The sequence below is a fragment of the Marinoscillum sp. MHG1-6 genome (genome assembly GCF_024714475.1).
GTDB lineage: Bacteria > Bacteroidota > Bacteroidia > Cytophagales > Cyclobacteriaceae > JAMZMI01.
In genome coordinates, this window is record NZ_JAMZMI010000003.1 from 145,637 (window position 1) to 161,741 (window position 16,105).

The 16,105-nt window shown below is 43.3% G+C and carries 12 protein-coding genes; 5 read left to right on the forward strand and 7 right to left on the reverse strand.

Going from position 1 to position 16,105, the window contains the following annotated elements; translation table 11 throughout:
* Positions 1-25: 25 nt before the first annotated feature.
* Together NXR94_RS08095 and NXR94_RS08100 are read right to left on the reverse strand one after the other, a co-directional pair.
* Entirely contained in the window at positions 26-655 is a 630-nt protein-coding gene (locus tag NXR94_RS08095; RefSeq protein WP_258104113.1) for a response regulator transcription factor, read from the reverse strand.
* Positions 652-2,376: a sensor histidine kinase gene (locus NXR94_RS08100; RefSeq protein ID WP_258104114.1), complete on the reverse strand. Its 1,725-nt coding sequence runs from the start codon at positions 2,374-2,376 to the stop codon at positions 652-654. Before NXR94_RS08100 ends, NXR94_RS08095 begins: the two co-directional genes overlap by 4 nt.
* Positions 2,377-2,532: 156 nt before the next feature.
* On the opposite strand from NXR94_RS08100, the gene NXR94_RS08105 reads away from it, so the two are divergent.
* A complete protein-coding gene (locus tag NXR94_RS08105; RefSeq protein ID WP_258104115.1) occupies positions 2,533-3,618 on the forward strand; it encodes an AI-2E family transporter in 1,086 nt (361 codons plus the stop codon).
* Positions 3,619-3,682: 64 nt separating this feature from the next.
* Here the strand turns inward: NXR94_RS08105 and NXR94_RS08110 are convergent, their stop codons facing one another.
* From NXR94_RS08110 to NXR94_RS08120, 3 genes are all read right to left on the reverse strand, one after another.
* Positions 3,683-3,991, reverse strand: a complete 309-nt coding sequence (locus tag NXR94_RS08110) for a rhodanese-like domain-containing protein (protein WP_258104116.1) — start codon at positions 3,989-3,991, stop codon at positions 3,683-3,685.
* Between the two features lie 117 nt (positions 3,992-4,108).
* Positions 4,109-4,537: a peptidylprolyl isomerase gene (locus NXR94_RS08115; RefSeq protein ID WP_258104117.1), complete on the reverse strand. Its 429-nt coding sequence runs from the start codon at positions 4,535-4,537 to the stop codon at positions 4,109-4,111.
* Positions 4,538-4,678: 141 nt separating this feature from the next.
* Positions 4,679-5,653 (reverse strand): polyprenyl synthetase family protein, encoded by a 975-nt coding sequence (locus NXR94_RS08120; RefSeq protein WP_258104118.1) that lies wholly within the window; start codon positions 5,651-5,653, stop codon positions 4,679-4,681.
* A gap of 133 nt (positions 5,654-5,786) precedes the next feature.
* Here NXR94_RS08120 and NXR94_RS08125 point away from each other — a divergent pair, with 133 nt between their 5' ends.
* Genes NXR94_RS08125 through NXR94_RS08135 form a run of 3 tightly spaced genes read left to right on the forward strand, consistent with a single transcriptional unit; the run spans position 5,787 to position 9,441 of the window.
* Positions 5,787-6,671, forward strand: a complete 885-nt coding sequence (locus NXR94_RS08125; RefSeq protein ID WP_258104119.1) for a PhzF family phenazine biosynthesis protein — start codon at positions 5,787-5,789, stop codon at positions 6,669-6,671.
* A 54-nt stretch (positions 6,672-6,725) separates the two neighbouring features.
* Positions 6,726-8,405 (forward strand): 1-acyl-sn-glycerol-3-phosphate acyltransferase, encoded by a 1,680-nt coding sequence (locus NXR94_RS08130; RefSeq protein ID WP_258104120.1) that lies wholly within the window; start codon positions 6,726-6,728, stop codon positions 8,403-8,405.
* Positions 8,383-9,441 carry an NAD(P)H-dependent glycerol-3-phosphate dehydrogenase gene (locus tag NXR94_RS08135; RefSeq protein WP_258104121.1) on the forward strand — a complete coding sequence of 353 codons (1,059 nt, stop codon included), beginning with the start codon at positions 8,383-8,385 and terminating at the stop codon, positions 9,439-9,441. The genes NXR94_RS08130 and NXR94_RS08135 overlap by 23 nt, the downstream gene beginning before the upstream one ends.
* Here NXR94_RS08135 and NXR94_RS08140 read toward each other — a convergent pair.
* Positions 9,438-10,670 carry a M48 family metallopeptidase gene (locus NXR94_RS08140; RefSeq protein WP_258104122.1) on the reverse strand — a complete coding sequence of 411 codons (1,233 nt, stop codon included), beginning with the start codon at positions 10,668-10,670 and terminating at the stop codon, positions 9,438-9,440. The two genes, NXR94_RS08135 and NXR94_RS08140, sit on opposite strands and share 4 nt — an antisense overlap.
* 19 nt (positions 10,671-10,689) lie before the next feature.
* Positions 10,690-11,760: a type IX secretion system membrane protein PorP/SprF gene (locus NXR94_RS08145; RefSeq protein WP_258104123.1), complete on the reverse strand. Its 1,071-nt coding sequence runs from the start codon at positions 11,758-11,760 to the stop codon at positions 10,690-10,692.
* 135 nt (positions 11,761-11,895) lie between these two features.
* On the opposite strand from NXR94_RS08145, the gene NXR94_RS08150 reads away from it, so the two are divergent.
* Entirely contained in the window at positions 11,896-16,098 is a 4,203-nt protein-coding gene (locus tag NXR94_RS08150; RefSeq protein WP_258104124.1) for a PKD domain-containing protein, read from the forward strand.
* The last annotated feature ends 7 nt before the right edge of the window (positions 16,099-16,105 follow it).

Sequence of the window (16,105 nt, forward strand, 5' to 3'; positions counted from 1 at the left end):
TATCCGTGTTAATACCGATATAGACCTATATCAGGCCTAGATGAGCGGCCTTCTTGATGAGTTCAGCAGTATTCTGAACATTAAGTTTTTTCATCATATTCACTCGGTGAGTCTCCACAGTACGTGCACTCACAAAAAGCTGATCCGCAATTTCCTTGGTCGTCCTTCCTTGAGAAACCAGGTCCAGTACCTCCATTTCCCTATCAGACAACTTTTTATGGCTTTCTTCATCCAGAGCCATATTTCCTATCATCAACTGAGAAATCTCACTATTGAAATATTTCTTACCGGCACTCACTTGCTTAATAGCCGTAATAAGCTCGTCCTCATCTGAATTCTTAATCAGGTATCCAAAAGCTCCATTTTTTACAGCCTTCACCACATACTGTCCCTCTGCATGCATCGTAAGGATGATGAATTTAGTATTCTCAAATTTAGACCTGGCCTCCTTGATGATCTCCAAACCGTTAACCTCAGGCATACTAATATCCATGAGTACTACATGAGGCTCGGTTTCTTTTAACAAATCGTAAAAACCATTGACTGAATCACATTCTCCCACAATCTCCAGATCTTCATTTTTGGACAATAATGAAATGATCCCCTCTCGAAAAAGCTGATGGTCATCCACCACTAAAATCTTGATCTTACTCATGCTATTGGAATTTCAACCTCTATCGTCGTTCCGGACTTATCACTTAATATTTCTATTACCCCGTTTAAAAGTTTCACTCGCTCCTGCATGTTTCGAATTCCATTTCCTTCCCAGGGCTGTGCCACATCAAAGCCTTTGCCATCATCGGAAATGAAGTAGCCAATATGATCTTCAAATTCCGTAATAGATACCTTTATTTGTTTCGCTCCAGCATGCTTAATAGCATTATTAATAGATTCTTGAGCAATTCTATACAAACCTACGTTAATTTCATCAGGCAGGGTCACCTCACTTTTCATGTCGTTTTTGTACAAAATTTCAACTCCGGAGCTCTTTTGAACACTTTTAATGAGGTTTCTGATAGCCTCTCCGGCACCGAAATCGGTCAGTACACTTGGCATGAGGTTATTAGACATTCTTCGCACTTCAGCTATGGTATCATCAGTCCGGGTGAGAAGCACAGATTTTGTTTTTTCATTCAGATTGGCGGACTGTAAATCAAGCCTCAAAGTAGTCAAAAGTGGCCCTAGCCCATCGTGCATTTCCCGTGATAACCTGGCTCGTTCCTTTTCTTCTCCATTGAGGATAGACTGCTGATTTCGCTTAATCAACTCTGCTTCTTTCAGTTGATATTCCTTCAATTTTTCCTTCATCTGGATCAATGCCTCTCCTAACTTATCCTCTTTACTCAATGGCACGTACTTTGCATCAAAATTTCCCATACCTATTTCTCCTGCAAACTTGATGGTCTCAGTCATGGCCTCCACCAACTTGTTAAGGGCATCAAACATTTGTCCGATTTCATCCCCACGATCCACATTCGTTTTAACTCCATCTAGAATACCCTTAGACATTGTAGTTAGCTTCCGCTCCATAAACATAATCGGTTGAACAATCATGCGAGAGAGGACATATGATACTATGAAAATCACCAAAAGGACAGCCAGTAAGGTATAAATGAGATCCTTCTCCAATTCCTTTAAGGGAAATAAACCCTCGCTATGATCCATCTCGCTCAGAATAACCCACTTTAAGCCATTTATTTCAATTTGTTCATATGCACTGAAAACTTCAACACCCCTGTAGTCCAGAAAAATATCTTCCCCAGGCTCTCCCCTCATGGAGCGTTTGACTCCTTCTGTCTTCACATCAATTAAATAAGGACTTTTGGAATAAAACCTCGAGGGGGTTCTCATTTTGTAATCCTCCCCCACTAAATAGGACTCACCGGTCTGACCCAACCCTGTTCTTTCCATCAAAATATTATGTATTTCAGGGAGTTCAGAGATACCAACAAACACAAAATCCTGAGACTTTAATAGAAAAATAAGTGTAACAACAGACGACTTAGCTTCAGTAGTTACATCAAGAATTCTCAAGGCCCCGTCCCAATCACTTTCATTAATGTCAATGGGGTAACCTCCTATCTCGCCGGGCAGTTCTGATAGTTGCTCCACTTCGATAAACAGATCTTTGGCGTACCCTTTCTGTTCAGGATGTTCTGCGATGGACTCCAACGCCTCAATTCTATTGCTGAGCGCTGCTTTAATCTTCACCACCTTGAGCTGTTTTACCGATGACAGTTGTAATAAGACGCGCTCCTTTAACGCCTGATCAAACTGGAAATAAAACAAAGACAATAAAACCGCTACCAATGCCAGTGACATGGCAACCATAATAACAGCCAGCTTATTGGTGATATTTAGACGATTCAAAATCATGGGTTAATGGGAACAAAAATGCCTAATGAAAATTATTATCAGCACAAAAGCATACTTTTTTAACTCAGATATGGTTTGATCGAATGCGATAAGTCAATTCATTAATTAACTTTAAATCCATTACAAAAACCTATTTACCTAACCTTATTTTAATTTATGTCCGCCCAACCATCTCAAGACGCTCCTCCATTAGGGGGTCTGCGAAAGACTTCTTACATCCTTGTATCACTGGTCGCCACCGGCATCATTCTGCACTACACTCAGGATTATGTGATCCCATTTATACTTGCGTTGATTATCTGGTTTATCATTCACGAGCTGAGAGAGAACCTGCAAATGATTCCATATATCCGTGACAACTGGCCCTTATGGGTCCAAAGCACCATCGCCTTTGTTGTCATCAATATTGTTCTGGTGGTTATTGGTCAACTGCTGATTTCGAGTGTGGCAGTCCTAACAGAGTCTATCGAACTTTACGAAACCAACTTTAACAGATCCATGCTCGAGCTCAACGAGATACTGGGCATGGATATCCTCTCTCAAATCATTGAATACGTAGATAACATGGATGTCTCTGCTGTTCTGAGCAGCACGATTGATTATGCCTCCCTGCTACTGGGAAATTCCTTTCTTATTCTCATTTACATCATCTTTCTGCTTGTGGAGGAAAGTGTTTTCGAAACGAAGATGCATAAGATCTATACAGCCGTTTCCAAACAGAAAAAGAACAAAAAGCTGTTCCAAAAAATGGATAAAAACATCAGTAGATACCTATCACTTAAATCTCTCGTGAGCCTATTAACAGGAATACTCAGCTATTTCGCATTATTAGCTTTCGGAATAGATGCTCCCATTTTTTGGGCGTTGCTGATCTTTGTTTTGAATTACATACCAACCGTCGGATCGCTGATAGCGACCTTATTCCCTGCCTTTTTTGCGATACTTCAATTCGGAGAGTTGGCTCCATTCATTTATGTCCTGATCAGTGTAGGCACTATCCAGGTGATCGTTGGAAATATTGTAGAACCAAAAATTATGGGTAACAGCCTCAACTTGAGTTCGCTGGTGGTAATACTGTCATTAACCATTTGGGGTGCCATCTGGGGAGTGATGGGCATGATTCTTAGTGTGCCTATCACAGTGATGATGATTATCGTATGCGAGGAAATTCCCAGCCTGAGATTTGTCGCTGTAGCGCTTTCTGAAAGAGGTGACATCCGACCTCCTGATGAAGAAGAATAAAAAAATTAGGCGCAGGGAAAATTCCCTGCGCCCACAATTAAAGATCAACACTGATCTTAATTACCTAACTGACCAATCCATTCACTTTCAGCCAACTGCCTCCATTGATACAATCAATGCCTTCACTTTTCAGCATGCTTGTAGCCTGACCACTCCGCATACCTGAAGCACAACAGAGTACAATCGGCTTATTCATATTCTTGATTTTGGAGAGACTTGCCCCTAGCGTCTGAAGCGGGAAATTTTTAGATCCATCGACATGGCCACCCTGGTATTCTCCCGGGGTCCTCACGTCAATAATTACCGCACCATTTTCCAAATATTCCTGCAAGTTGGCAGAACCTCCACCAAAAAGATTACTTAAGATTCCCATATTGTTTTTTTTGAGAACAAAAGTGGAGTGACTTAAGAACACATTTTGTAACATAGGTTACAAACGAAAAAAGCCATCTGATTCCTCAGATGGCTTTGATAAAATATCGTTTAGGAATTATCCTATTTCTACTAGTTCGATCTCAAAAACAAGATCCTGTCCTGCAAGAGGATGATTAGCATCAATGGTAATGCTTTCCGGATCTACATCAACAACCAACACATGTGTCTGTTGCCCATTAGGATTAGTTGCGACAAGCGTTTGCCCAACTTCAGGCTGCATATCAGCAGGAAGGTCAGTACGAGGAACCGCTTGAATCAGTTGATCGTTCTTCTCTCCGTATGCTTCCGCACATGGAATAGTTACCTTCTTCTTCTCATTTAGCTCCATACCAGTCACTGCTTCATCAAATCCCTTGATCATTTGACCAGACCCAACCGTAAACTGCAACGGCTCTCTCTGTAGTGATGAATCAAATACCTCTCCTGATACCAATGTGCCAGTATAGTGGACCTTCACCACATCGTTCGCTTTGGCTGTACTCATAATTGATTTTTTTATTTAAATAAAAGTTGGGAAAACTTAAGTGGAATAAGATATAACCAACCCTGGGACGTATGCCCCTAAAAGATTTTTCGCAAAGTTAACAAATACTATCAGGGCTAAAAGCCATTAACCAATTGATTGTTACTTAGTTCGGTCGATAGTGTACTGTACGAGCTGATCCAATGAAGTTCGGTACGCTGAATCCGGCAGGGTCTGAAGGATCCCGCGTGCTTGAGAATGGAATTTTTGCATCACCCCGGTGGCATATTCCAGACCACCTTTTCCTTTAACGAAACTAATGACCTCCGAAACATTTCTGGGTTTATCTGCACTTTTCTTAATAAGAGAGATTATCCTCTTTTTCTCTTTGTCCTCAACCTGGCTAAGGGCATATATCAAAGGAAGGGTCATCTTTTTCTCCTTGATATCAATACCCGTAGGTTTACCTATCTCAAAAGCTCCATAATCAAACAAGTCATCCTTAATCTGAAAAGCCATACCCACACAGTCCCCAAATTTTGTGAGCTTCTCTACGGTTTCGGCTTCCGCCCCGCTGGAAGCTGCTCCTACCCTACAACAGGCTGTTATCAAGCTTGCGGTTTTCTGTCGGATGATCTGGTAGTAAACCTCCTCCGTAATATCCATTTTTCGGGCCTTCTCCATTTGGAGCAATTCACCCTCACTCATTTCCTTTACGGCATTGGAAACGATCTTGAGTAAATCGAAATCGTTGTTCTCCAGGGACATCAGCAAACCTCTGGACAGCAAATAATCTCCTACCAGTACAGCTATTTTGTTCTTCCAAAGGGCATTAATAGAGAAAAATCCACGACGATAATGGGAATCATCGACGACATCATCATGAACCAAAGTAGCTGTATGAAGTAATTCGATTAAGGCAGCCCCACGAAAGGTAGATTCATTAATAGTTCCGGCACTACCTGAGCATAGAAAAACGAACAACGGCCGCATTTGCTTACCTTTCCTCTTCACGATATATCTCGTGATCTTGTCAAGCAGCACTACCTTGCTGGACATGGACTGGCGGAATTTCTTCTCAAACTCCTCCATTTCCGCAGCAACAGGAGCTTGAATCCCTTTAAGGTTAAGTGACATATTCAAGAAGGTGCAATTATAACACCTCTCGCACTCAATACAAACCCACAATTTCAGATTGATGAAACCTTTACCCCATAAAAGTCCGTTTCATTTTTCTTTTTTAATTTCTATCCTAAACCAACATCCTCTAATGAATCCTACCTACTACTTACTCGATGTTTTTACTGATGAACTCTTTGGTGGAAACCAATTGGCAGTCATTCCTGACGCATCCCATATAAATCCCGATCTTTTTCAAAAAATAGCCGGTGAATTCAACTTATCTGAAACCGTATTCTTATTTCCCCCTGACAAATTAGGGGATGGCTATTCCATGAGGATTTTCACTCCGAAGGTAGAACTACCTACTGCAGGGCATCCAACTATTGGAACGGCCTACTACCTGGCGTCCCAGAATGAAGGCGTTCTCGAAATAGAATTGATTCAGAAAGTGGGAAAAATCAAGGTTACCATTGACTATGAAAATGATAAGGTCGGGACAATCAATATGTTTCAACCCCTGCCGACTTTTGGTCAGTTATTCGAAAATCGATCCGAAATTGCCAATATGGTTTCTTTAGAGGAGTCTGACCTGGACAACCTACCGATCCAGGCTATAAGTTGCGGGAATGAGTTTTTATTTATTCCTGTCAAATCTGTGCAAACACTTTCCAGAGCCAAAGTGGACACCGCAAAATGGGAGCAGATGAGAGATTCTTTTGGAAAAACGGAGCTCTATGTATTTTCTATCAATAAGGTAGAAGGCGGACAGGTTCGTGGGCGAATGTTCGCGCCCGGCATAGGAATTACAGAGGACCCAGCAACAGGATCTGCAAATGGCCCACTCGCCTGCTATCTAAACAGGTACACAGAATTGACTTTTCCAATCACCAGTTTGCAGGGCTTTGAAATGGGGCGTCCCAGTCACCTGTTTCTGGATGTCAAAAAAGATGAAAATGGTGAAATAAATGAGGTGAAAGTGGGTGGTAAAAGTAAATTTGTGGGCAAAGGTGAGCTCTTTCTAAATCGTGAATAGAGAGAATTATCATAACTTGCGCTGAATTTGACGAGCACCAACTGACCCAATTGAATGCGAAAGCAAAAGACCAGATATTCTGAGATCATTCCTAGAAAAAAACAATGGCCGATTGTTCAACTTGCCAGGGACAGGAAGTCATTTATTCAGGAAGTCGCCAATGAGTCTTTTGACACTCTAAAGTCACTCAATTCAAAGAAATCACTCCGAGAGGAACTGGAAACGACTATCCACAGGGAAAAGCTCAGGGTCAAGAACAACCCATGGCGAGTAGACCCCAAGGATGATAAAAAATTTTGGCAGGAAATGCAGTCAAGGTTGGCAGAAAGCCAAAACCTTGCACCAGACAAAGTCAAAGCGGAAGAAGAGGCTATTCTCAAAACGATTCTTGATAGGTATTGTGAGGAAATTGCCGGTAATTTCAAGAAGACGTCCTATCGTTTCACAAAAACCATCGTCACTTTTGGATTTGCGCGTCTGTTAAATGCCGCCAGAGGGGTTAAAGGAATCCGTTCGCTATTCAGTCGACAATTGGACCTGGATGATAAAATCCATGTGAAAGGTGAGCCTGAACACATTCGATCACTGGCAAAGAAAGGGACCGTTGTTATGGTCCCTACCCACTTCAGCAACCTGGACTCCATTTTGATTGGTTGGGTAATCCAGCATTTGGGCCTTCCGGCCTTTATCTATGGTGCGGGCCTAAACCTGTTCAACCTTAAAATCTTTGCCTACTTCATGAATAGCCTTGGTGCCTACAAGGTTGACCGAAGGAAGAGAAATCCAATATATCTTGAGGCGCTAAAAACCTATTCAAGCCTTGCTATCCGACGTGGCTGTCATAGTCTTTTCTTCCCGGGAGGAACGCGTTCACGTTCGGGACAAATAGAAAAGGCGCTGAAGCTTGGTTTGCTTGGAACCACCATAGAGGCACAAAGAATCTTGTACGAAAATGAGACCCCGGAGGAGCCTGCTGGCAAGATCTTTATTGTTCCCGTTGTCATCAACTACCACTTTACGTTGGAAGCACCTGCTTTGATCAATGATCATCTTAGAAGAACGGGACAAGAACGATACTACCGAGAGCGTGACGAGTTCACTACTTCCTATAAGATCTCATCCTTTCTGTTCAAATTTTTCACAAAGGGATCAGACATATCTGTAAGCATTGGCCGTGGGCTAGATATCCTTGGAAACTATGTGGATCAGGAAGGAAATAGCCTGGACTCAAGCGGAAAGATCATTGACCCAAGGGACTATTTCAGAAGGAATGGTAGCATCACGGTTGACGAACAGAGAGAGGAAGAATATGTAAGGATACTGGGTAAGCGAATAGTAACGGAATTCCATAAGTACAATCGAGTATTCGCAAGTCATCTCGTTGCGTTTACAGCCTTTAAGTACATCGAGCGAAAAAATCCAAAGCTTGACCTTTATAGCCTTCTAAGACTACCAGAAGAGGATCTGGTAATTGACTACGAAGACTTTAAAAAAGCTTACAAAAAGCTGAAAAAGAAAATTCTTAAACTCCATAAAAAGGGAGAGGTAGATGTTGCAGGACATATGCTCGAAAAATCCGACATTAGTATAGAATTGGGAATATCCAACGTGGGTATGTACCATGCGAGAAGACCTTTGATTAAAAAGGGAGATAAAATCATCATTCAGAGCATGAGCACGCTTTACTATTACCACAACAGAATGGATGGCTATGGTCTCGAAAACCACATCTAATCATAAGACAGTAGGTGTTATTGGGGCGGGTAGCTTTGGTACAGCCATTGCTAATATCCTTGCTGAAAAAAATCACGTAATCCTATACGTCCGTACCAAAGAACGTGCAGAGGAAATAAAAGCCACGGGTAAGAGTGCAGACCAGGAACTGAATCCGAACATAGAGATCTCAAATGACCTAGAAACGATCGGGAACAGATGTGAAGTAATTTTCCCTATCATCCCGTCAGCGAATTTCCGGTCTATGATCAAGGACCTAAGCCCTTTCCTTAAGCCGTATCACATTCTTATCCATGGCACCAAGGGATTTGACATCAATGTCAGCAGGAGTAAAATAAACAGTCGAAATAAACTCTCCCGGGAGCACATCAGAACAATGAGTGAGGTCATTCTTGAAGAGACCTCGGTCGTGCGTGTTGGGTGTCTCGCGGGGCCAAATCTAGCCAAAGAGATCAGTCAACACAAACCTGCTGCCACAGTTGTTGCGAGCAGATTCGAAGAAGTAATCAAGACAGGTCAGAGCCTACTTAAAAGTGATCGTTTCCTTATCTATGGAAGCCAGGACCTAATAGGAATTGAACTTTGCGGAATTCTTAAAAACATTATTGCCGTAGGTGCAGGAACCGTCGCGGGCCTTGAGCTAGGAGAAAACTCCCGATCGCTCTTTATCAGTCGTGGCCTGGTAGAAATGGTCCATATAGGTAAAGCCCTGGGGGGAAATGCTCAGGCTTTTCTCGGGCTGGCGGGTGTAGGTGACCTCATTGCGACCAGTACCAGTGGACTCAGTAGAAACTACACAGTAGGATATCGACTGGCAAAAGGCGAATCGATTGGCCATATCATCGAGTCCATGGAGGAAGTCGCAGAAGGAGTAAAAACCATTGAGATCATCCACGAACTGGCACAAACCTATCAGGTAAGATGCCCGATCACCGAAACCCTCTTCCGTATCATCAAAGAAGAAATGACTGTTGATGATGCACACAAATACCTCATGAAATTCCCTTTCAGAGCAGAAATCGAGATTCCGGATTAGCCTTGCATCGCTTTTACCCGCTGCAGTAATGGAGGGTGTGAATAATGTACAAATGTATAGGCCGAATGAGGCGTCAGATTAGACAAATGATCTGAACTTAATTTCTTAAGTGCTGATATTAACGGTTCGCTTCCATAAGTCTCCACCGCATAAGCATCCGCCTCAAATTCATTTTTCCGGCTAAGTATGTTGCCGAAAATACCCAGAACCGTTGAAACCGGACTATATAGAATGGTGAAGGCCAGAAGATTGAGATGTAAGGCAGTTATCTCCCCTCCCATTGCGAAGCTTAATTCACTGCTAAATACCATTTTTGAAAGCAGGAAAAGCATCAGCCCGATGGTTAGCACACTCACGATAGCGCCCTGAACAATGTGTTTCTTCTTGAAATGACCTACCTCGTGAGCAAACACTGCAGTGAGCTCCTCATAGGTATGATTTTCAATCAAGGTATCATACAAAACCACTTTCTTTTGCTTTCCCAGGCCAGAGAAAAAGGCATTACCCTTGCTAGATCTTTTAGACCCATCAATTACGAAAATGTTCTTTAGCGGAAAGTCTACCTTATGGCTGTAATTCTCAATACTGGCCTTTAACGCCCCGTCTTCCATGGGTTTAAGCTTGTTGAAGAGCGGCAAAATCAAAGTAGTATAGAAGACGTTTACGAACAGAACGAAGACAGTAACGACCACCCAGAAATAAATCCAGAAGTCTTTCCCCATCAACATCACCAAATAGACCAGAATCGCAAGCAATAAACCACCCACAATCAGGCCGATCAACCAACCTTTGACCTTATCCAGGATAAATGTTTTGACTGTAGATCTATTGAACCCGAACCGCTCTTCAATCACAAAAGTCTTATAGTATGAAAATGGGAGCCCAATTATCTGAGAAATCAAAAATATGACACCAAAGAATAGCAAAGTCGTTACCGGTTCAACCGGAGAAAATGTCCTTAACCAACTATCCAGCATGCCAAACCACCCAAGGCTCAATGCACCGATCATTACAAAAAAATTGATGGTAGAACTGACCATACCAAACCGTCCGGTCACCTTCCCATATTCCTGCGATTTCCTGTACTTTTCCTCATCATAGATACCTGAAAGCTCCTCCGGGATAGGCTTTAGTGCACTTTTATTATTCAAAAATGAAAGCGCACGTTCAAATACAAAATCGAATACGGTAATGCCAATAAGTATGGTCAGTATGGTTTGCTCTGTCATAAAGAATCAGTGAATTGACTCAGAAAATAAAAGGAATCGGGCATCGTAACTCTCGGACCTCACGAGCTGGTTTGCGTGGGTCTGCCAGGCTGAAGGCATACACTATAGAAATCTCGTGAGCCCCACCGGTGCCTATTCCCAAATCAGAAATTGTATAGTCAAAACTGTACCCGATGGTCAGGTCGTTTTTAGAAAAACCAACCATAGCGATCATTGCCTCATTATTGGCAATTCCTCGCAAGCTTTCAATCGGCACGCCTCTGTACCAAAGCCCAAGAAGGATCGGCTCAAGTGTAAAATAAAGTCCCAGATCAAGCTGTTTGAAATTTCCTTGTTGGCGGTAGTTAAATGAAGGAGTAAAACTGCGCTCTCTCCCCTTCACCGAGCGCTGCGCCTTGGCACTGATGGCCGTAAATGGGATTTTATACCCTCCCTGAAGGGAATATTTTCTTGGTAGCGGAGCACTTCCTCCGTTGATCGATTGATTAGGCTCCAAAATATGATGAACTGAATAACCTAGCCAGGCCTGTTCATTGAAAACCACCCCACCCAGTGATAAATCAAAAAAATTAGCTGAGAGACCCGTATTGAAAGTTTCCTGCGTCACCGCCCTCACCTGTCCGGTCTGATCGAATTGATCGCCAAAGGTGAGTTTATCAAAATTAATGTCGCGCCAGTAGTAGCCCAACTCCACTCCGGGCCTAAAGGTCCACTTATGATTAAGTCTTACCTGGTAGGCATAAAGAAGGCCCAAACTCGTTGAGTTAAGTCCCGCCAACCCTTCACTATCCGAATTGGCAATAATGCCCACACTGCTATCGTAGTCTTCGAAGTTATAATCGAGCGAAAAGCTGTAAGTGACGAAGTTGGCATCAATAGACGGCCATTGGTTTCGGTAATTGATCCCGGCTCGGCCTCTTTGGTTAATACCAACTAAACCCGGGTTAAGATATACCGGTGCCGCATAGTATTGGGAAAATTGAGGATCCTGGGCAGAAGCATTCTGAACACTCAGCACAGATACTCCTACCATCGTGACAACGACGATGGTACATAACACGTTTCGCAATCCATATTTTTGATCTACCAAACCCCTGAAATTAACACAAACCAAAGTTGCTAATGTAAGTAATGTAACGATAAGTTACGCGTTAGTATTTTATGTTAATTTTACATTAGGCCGTCTCATAATGATATTCCTGAACGTTAAATCAGTCTTTGGATAATGAGCTATAAGAATCTATTGGGTGCAAGTACAGCAGTGGTGCTGCTTTTATTAGTTTTTGGGGCGTCCGGCCAGGATCTCACTGAAAAGAACTGGTTGTTTGGAAATTCGGCCGAATACCTTGTTTTTGACAAAAGCGGGCGTAGTGCCGTTTTGGAAGATGATCAGGCTACACCTTTCGGTACAGGTGGTTCCGCGGTAATCAGTGACCAGTATACCGGCGACCTCTTGTTTTATACTGACGGCCGGCAATTATTCGATGTTTATCACAACCTGATCACCAATACACTTTCTGGTGATCCAGACCTTAATCAGGCCGCTGTCGCCTGTCCGGTACCGGGTAGCAGCACTCAGTACTATATTTTCACCAATTCAGGTTCATCTGTTGATTACACCATCGTGGATGCCAGTTCACAAGGGAATGGAACAGTAATGTTCCCATTTGGTGATGTTTCTGGAGCTGAAAATATTTCAACAGGTATCAGCGATCCGGCTGAAGGTATGATCATCATCGAAAATGACAATGGGACCAGCTACTGGCTCATCACTCAAAACAAAACTAGTTTTGAATTTCAAATCACCAACATCACCGCCGGCGGGTTATCTACCTCAAATCAAGCCATTTTCAGCGGTACGCTTCCGGGCTTTGAGACCAATCAATTCGCTTTCAATGAAAACACCAACCAACTCGCTCTGGCTCCAAAAAATATTAATCGAAATGTCCTGATCCTGAATTTCGATCCTGCTGGCGGCACCCTCAGCTTCAACCAATCTATTCTCAATACCGGGGTAACTGATGAAATATATGATGTGGAATGGTCACCGGATGGAAGCAAATTATTCTTTTCCGTGCTTGGCGACTCCTCCAGACAGGGCAATATTCATCATGTAGATTTTACAGATTCCACGAGTTCTCCCCTGCCAGTAAATACCGTTGTAACAGGAAGTTATTTCCGCAGCTATGGCTTAAAAAGGGGTATAGATGATAGAATATATCACTTATATCAGTTGGCAGATGGAAGCCCTTATACGCTTGGAAGGATTGGTGACACAGACAGTGCTTTATTTTTGATCCAATATGACAGCCTGTATCTAAATGATGATTTCAACGGAACTCAATTTCCGGCCTGTGCTCCGGCACAAATGTCAGCTTTTCTAAGTGTTAGATTTGACTACCTGGACAGTTGCGAAAAACAAGCCACCTTATTTTTTCCGGAGGTAGACCCCGAACCTAACTCTTATCTGTGGGATTTTGGTGATGGAAACACCTCCAATGCCACTGCACCAATCCATACCTATGACGCTCCTGGAAATTACAACGTCACCCTTACGGCAGAGTTAAATGGACGTTTTGGATCTTTCAGCCAACTGGTAAATATTATTGCCACGGATTCTGCAGACCTTGGTATGGACACTACTATATGTCCTGGCTCCACATTAGATCTTGACCCGGGTATCAGCGGCGTTTCTTATTTGTGGAGTACAGGTGAGACGACTCCTACCATTACAGTCGACACCACAGACATCTATTGGGTGTATGTCACACTCGCTTCAGGGTGTACCACTTATGATGAAATAGCAGTCACGGTCTATGGAGAGACGGAGATGTTTGGGGACATCTGGTATTTTGGTGAGAATGCAGGGCTCGACTTTAGCTTTGGTGCTCCCATACCGATATATGATGCTAACCTTATGAGCTCCCCGGAAGGCTGTGCTTCTATCATAGATATCAATGGACGACTGGCCTTTTACACTGATGGAAATACCGTCTGGAACAGTTCCCATGCGATCATGGTCAATGGAACGAACCTGGGTGGAGACAATACTGCGGCCCAATCAGCTTTAATTAAGGCTCACCCAATAGATCCTACCCTATTTTTCATCTTCACAACTGAAGAGGTATATGGTGATGGCACCTATCAACTGAAATATTCAGTGGTTGATATGAAAGCTGACAACGCCTTAGGGCAGGTTATCAAAAAAGGCGTGACGTTAATCTCTCAAAGTACGGAGCGAGTTGCATCGTCATCCACTGATAGAAATTATCCTTATGTATTTGGTCATGAATTTGGTAACAACAACTTCAGAGTATATCTGGTTGACGAAAACGGGGTTTCTGCAGCCTTACACTCCTCTATAGGAGAACCACATCGTAAAGACATCGAGCCAAGCCAAACAGGTTACATGAAAGTATCGGGAATGAATAAAGTAGCCACGGTGATCCCCGGTAGTACCGATTACCTTGAGGTTTTTGATTTTGACCCGTTTACTGGCGCTATCGAAAACCCGACCTTATTAGACCTGATGCTTGGAGGCTCTGAATCCCCTTATGGAATCGAATTCTCCCCTAATGGAGAAAATATTTTCGTCTCAGCTGACGGGGGCGGTACAGGAAAACTTTTAGCCTATGATGTCAGTAACCCTGACTCCGCGTCATTCACCCGGTATGAATACCCATCGGGTGGGTTATCAGGATATGGCGCCCTTCAAATAGGGTCTGATGGTATCATCTATCTTGCCATAGATAATCAAACTGACCTGGGATCTATTACCGGGGGTGACAACGCGCTTCCTGGGCCTGTGTTTACCGAAACAGCAGGATTAGCACTTAATGATGGCGGAGGTAGAATGAGCCGAAGGGGCTTACCGGGTAGCGGTGTTCCTCAACCTCCAGTACTACTACCTGAAATCACGGTAGCTACGGCTTGTGCCGGGCAGGAGACTTTTTTCTCGGGAATCGGAAGAGACAATTCCATTGAATATTATCAATGGGATTTTGGGGATGGCGTAACTACTCCGTTATCTCAATCCATAGATACTTCCCACGTTTATGACAGCGCCGGTATTTATATTGTAAACCTCCTCCTAAGTCTCGCTCCGGAATGTGAACCAGACACGCTACTCACTGATACCATAGAGGTTTTTTCCATTCCTGAACTACCATTGGTACCCACTGATACAGCACTTTGTGGAGGAACGGTGACTTTAGAGGCCTGGGATGTAGACCGTACAGATCTGCATTATTACTGGTCCACCGGTGATACAACAAGAATCGTAACCTTCACACAACCAATGATTGTCAGCGTGGCTATTTACAATGATGACGGCTGTCCTTCCGACACTATGGATGTTTTCATTGGCGATGGGGCAAATCTGGTGGATTTAGGCCCTTCCGAGATGATTGTCTGTCAAAACGATGGCTCACCAACACTCGATGGCTCTACCATCAATTCCACCTATCAATGGTATCTGGACGGTATCCTTATTGGTGAAAATGCCACTCAGGATGTCTTTACCTCTACCGCAGGCATCTTCATGTACCGGGTAGCAGTAACGAATCAGTTCACAGGCTGTACCGCCATGGATAGTGTGGAAGTCACGGTGTTACCGGAACCTGCAGTGTTACAGGCTAACATCGTCAATCCGGAGTGTAGTCAGTCCAACGGCTCCTTCCAACTGGAATTTCCTAATGGTGGAAACTACAGCTACGAAATGACTGGCCCGGTAAATGCGGGGCCATTTACGTTCGATGGTCCGGGAGTTACACCTACATTAGACAACCTCTCTTCCGGAAGCTATATCATAACAGCTACCAACACGGTAACAGGCTGTCAAAATATTGAAGTGATGCTGCTGGAGGATAATGCTGACTTTGACATGGAAGCGGTAGCCGAAAATGATTGCTTCGAAGGCGGTGACATTCGTATCATTCTGAGAAACTATGCCGGAAGCAGAGTTGACGTTGAGGTACTGGATGAGTTTGGCGATGTAATCTACTCGGAACTAAACCGTAGAGCTACCAACATCAGGGTCAATGACTTAGACACCGGAATCTATTATGTTACCACTCGCCATGTAGTGGATCCCTACTGCTTGCAGGCCGATACTGTGGTACTTCAGAATGGTGTTGAATGCTTCCGAACGATTGTAGCTCCAAATGCATTTAGCCCAAATGGCAACGGCCTCAATGATGAGTTTTTTGCCTATCCAAACGACTATATTGAACGGTTTGAAATCTTCATCTATAATCGATGGGGACAGATTGTATTCAACGCAAAGGATAAAAATTTCCGATGGGATGGCTCCTTTGGAAACCAATTATCCCCTCCGGGGACCTATGCATACAAAATGGTATTCCATAGTTCTTTAGAGCCTGAGGCGGGGCAACTGGTACAATACGGCTCTGTAACATTGATTCGATAAGCGGGTT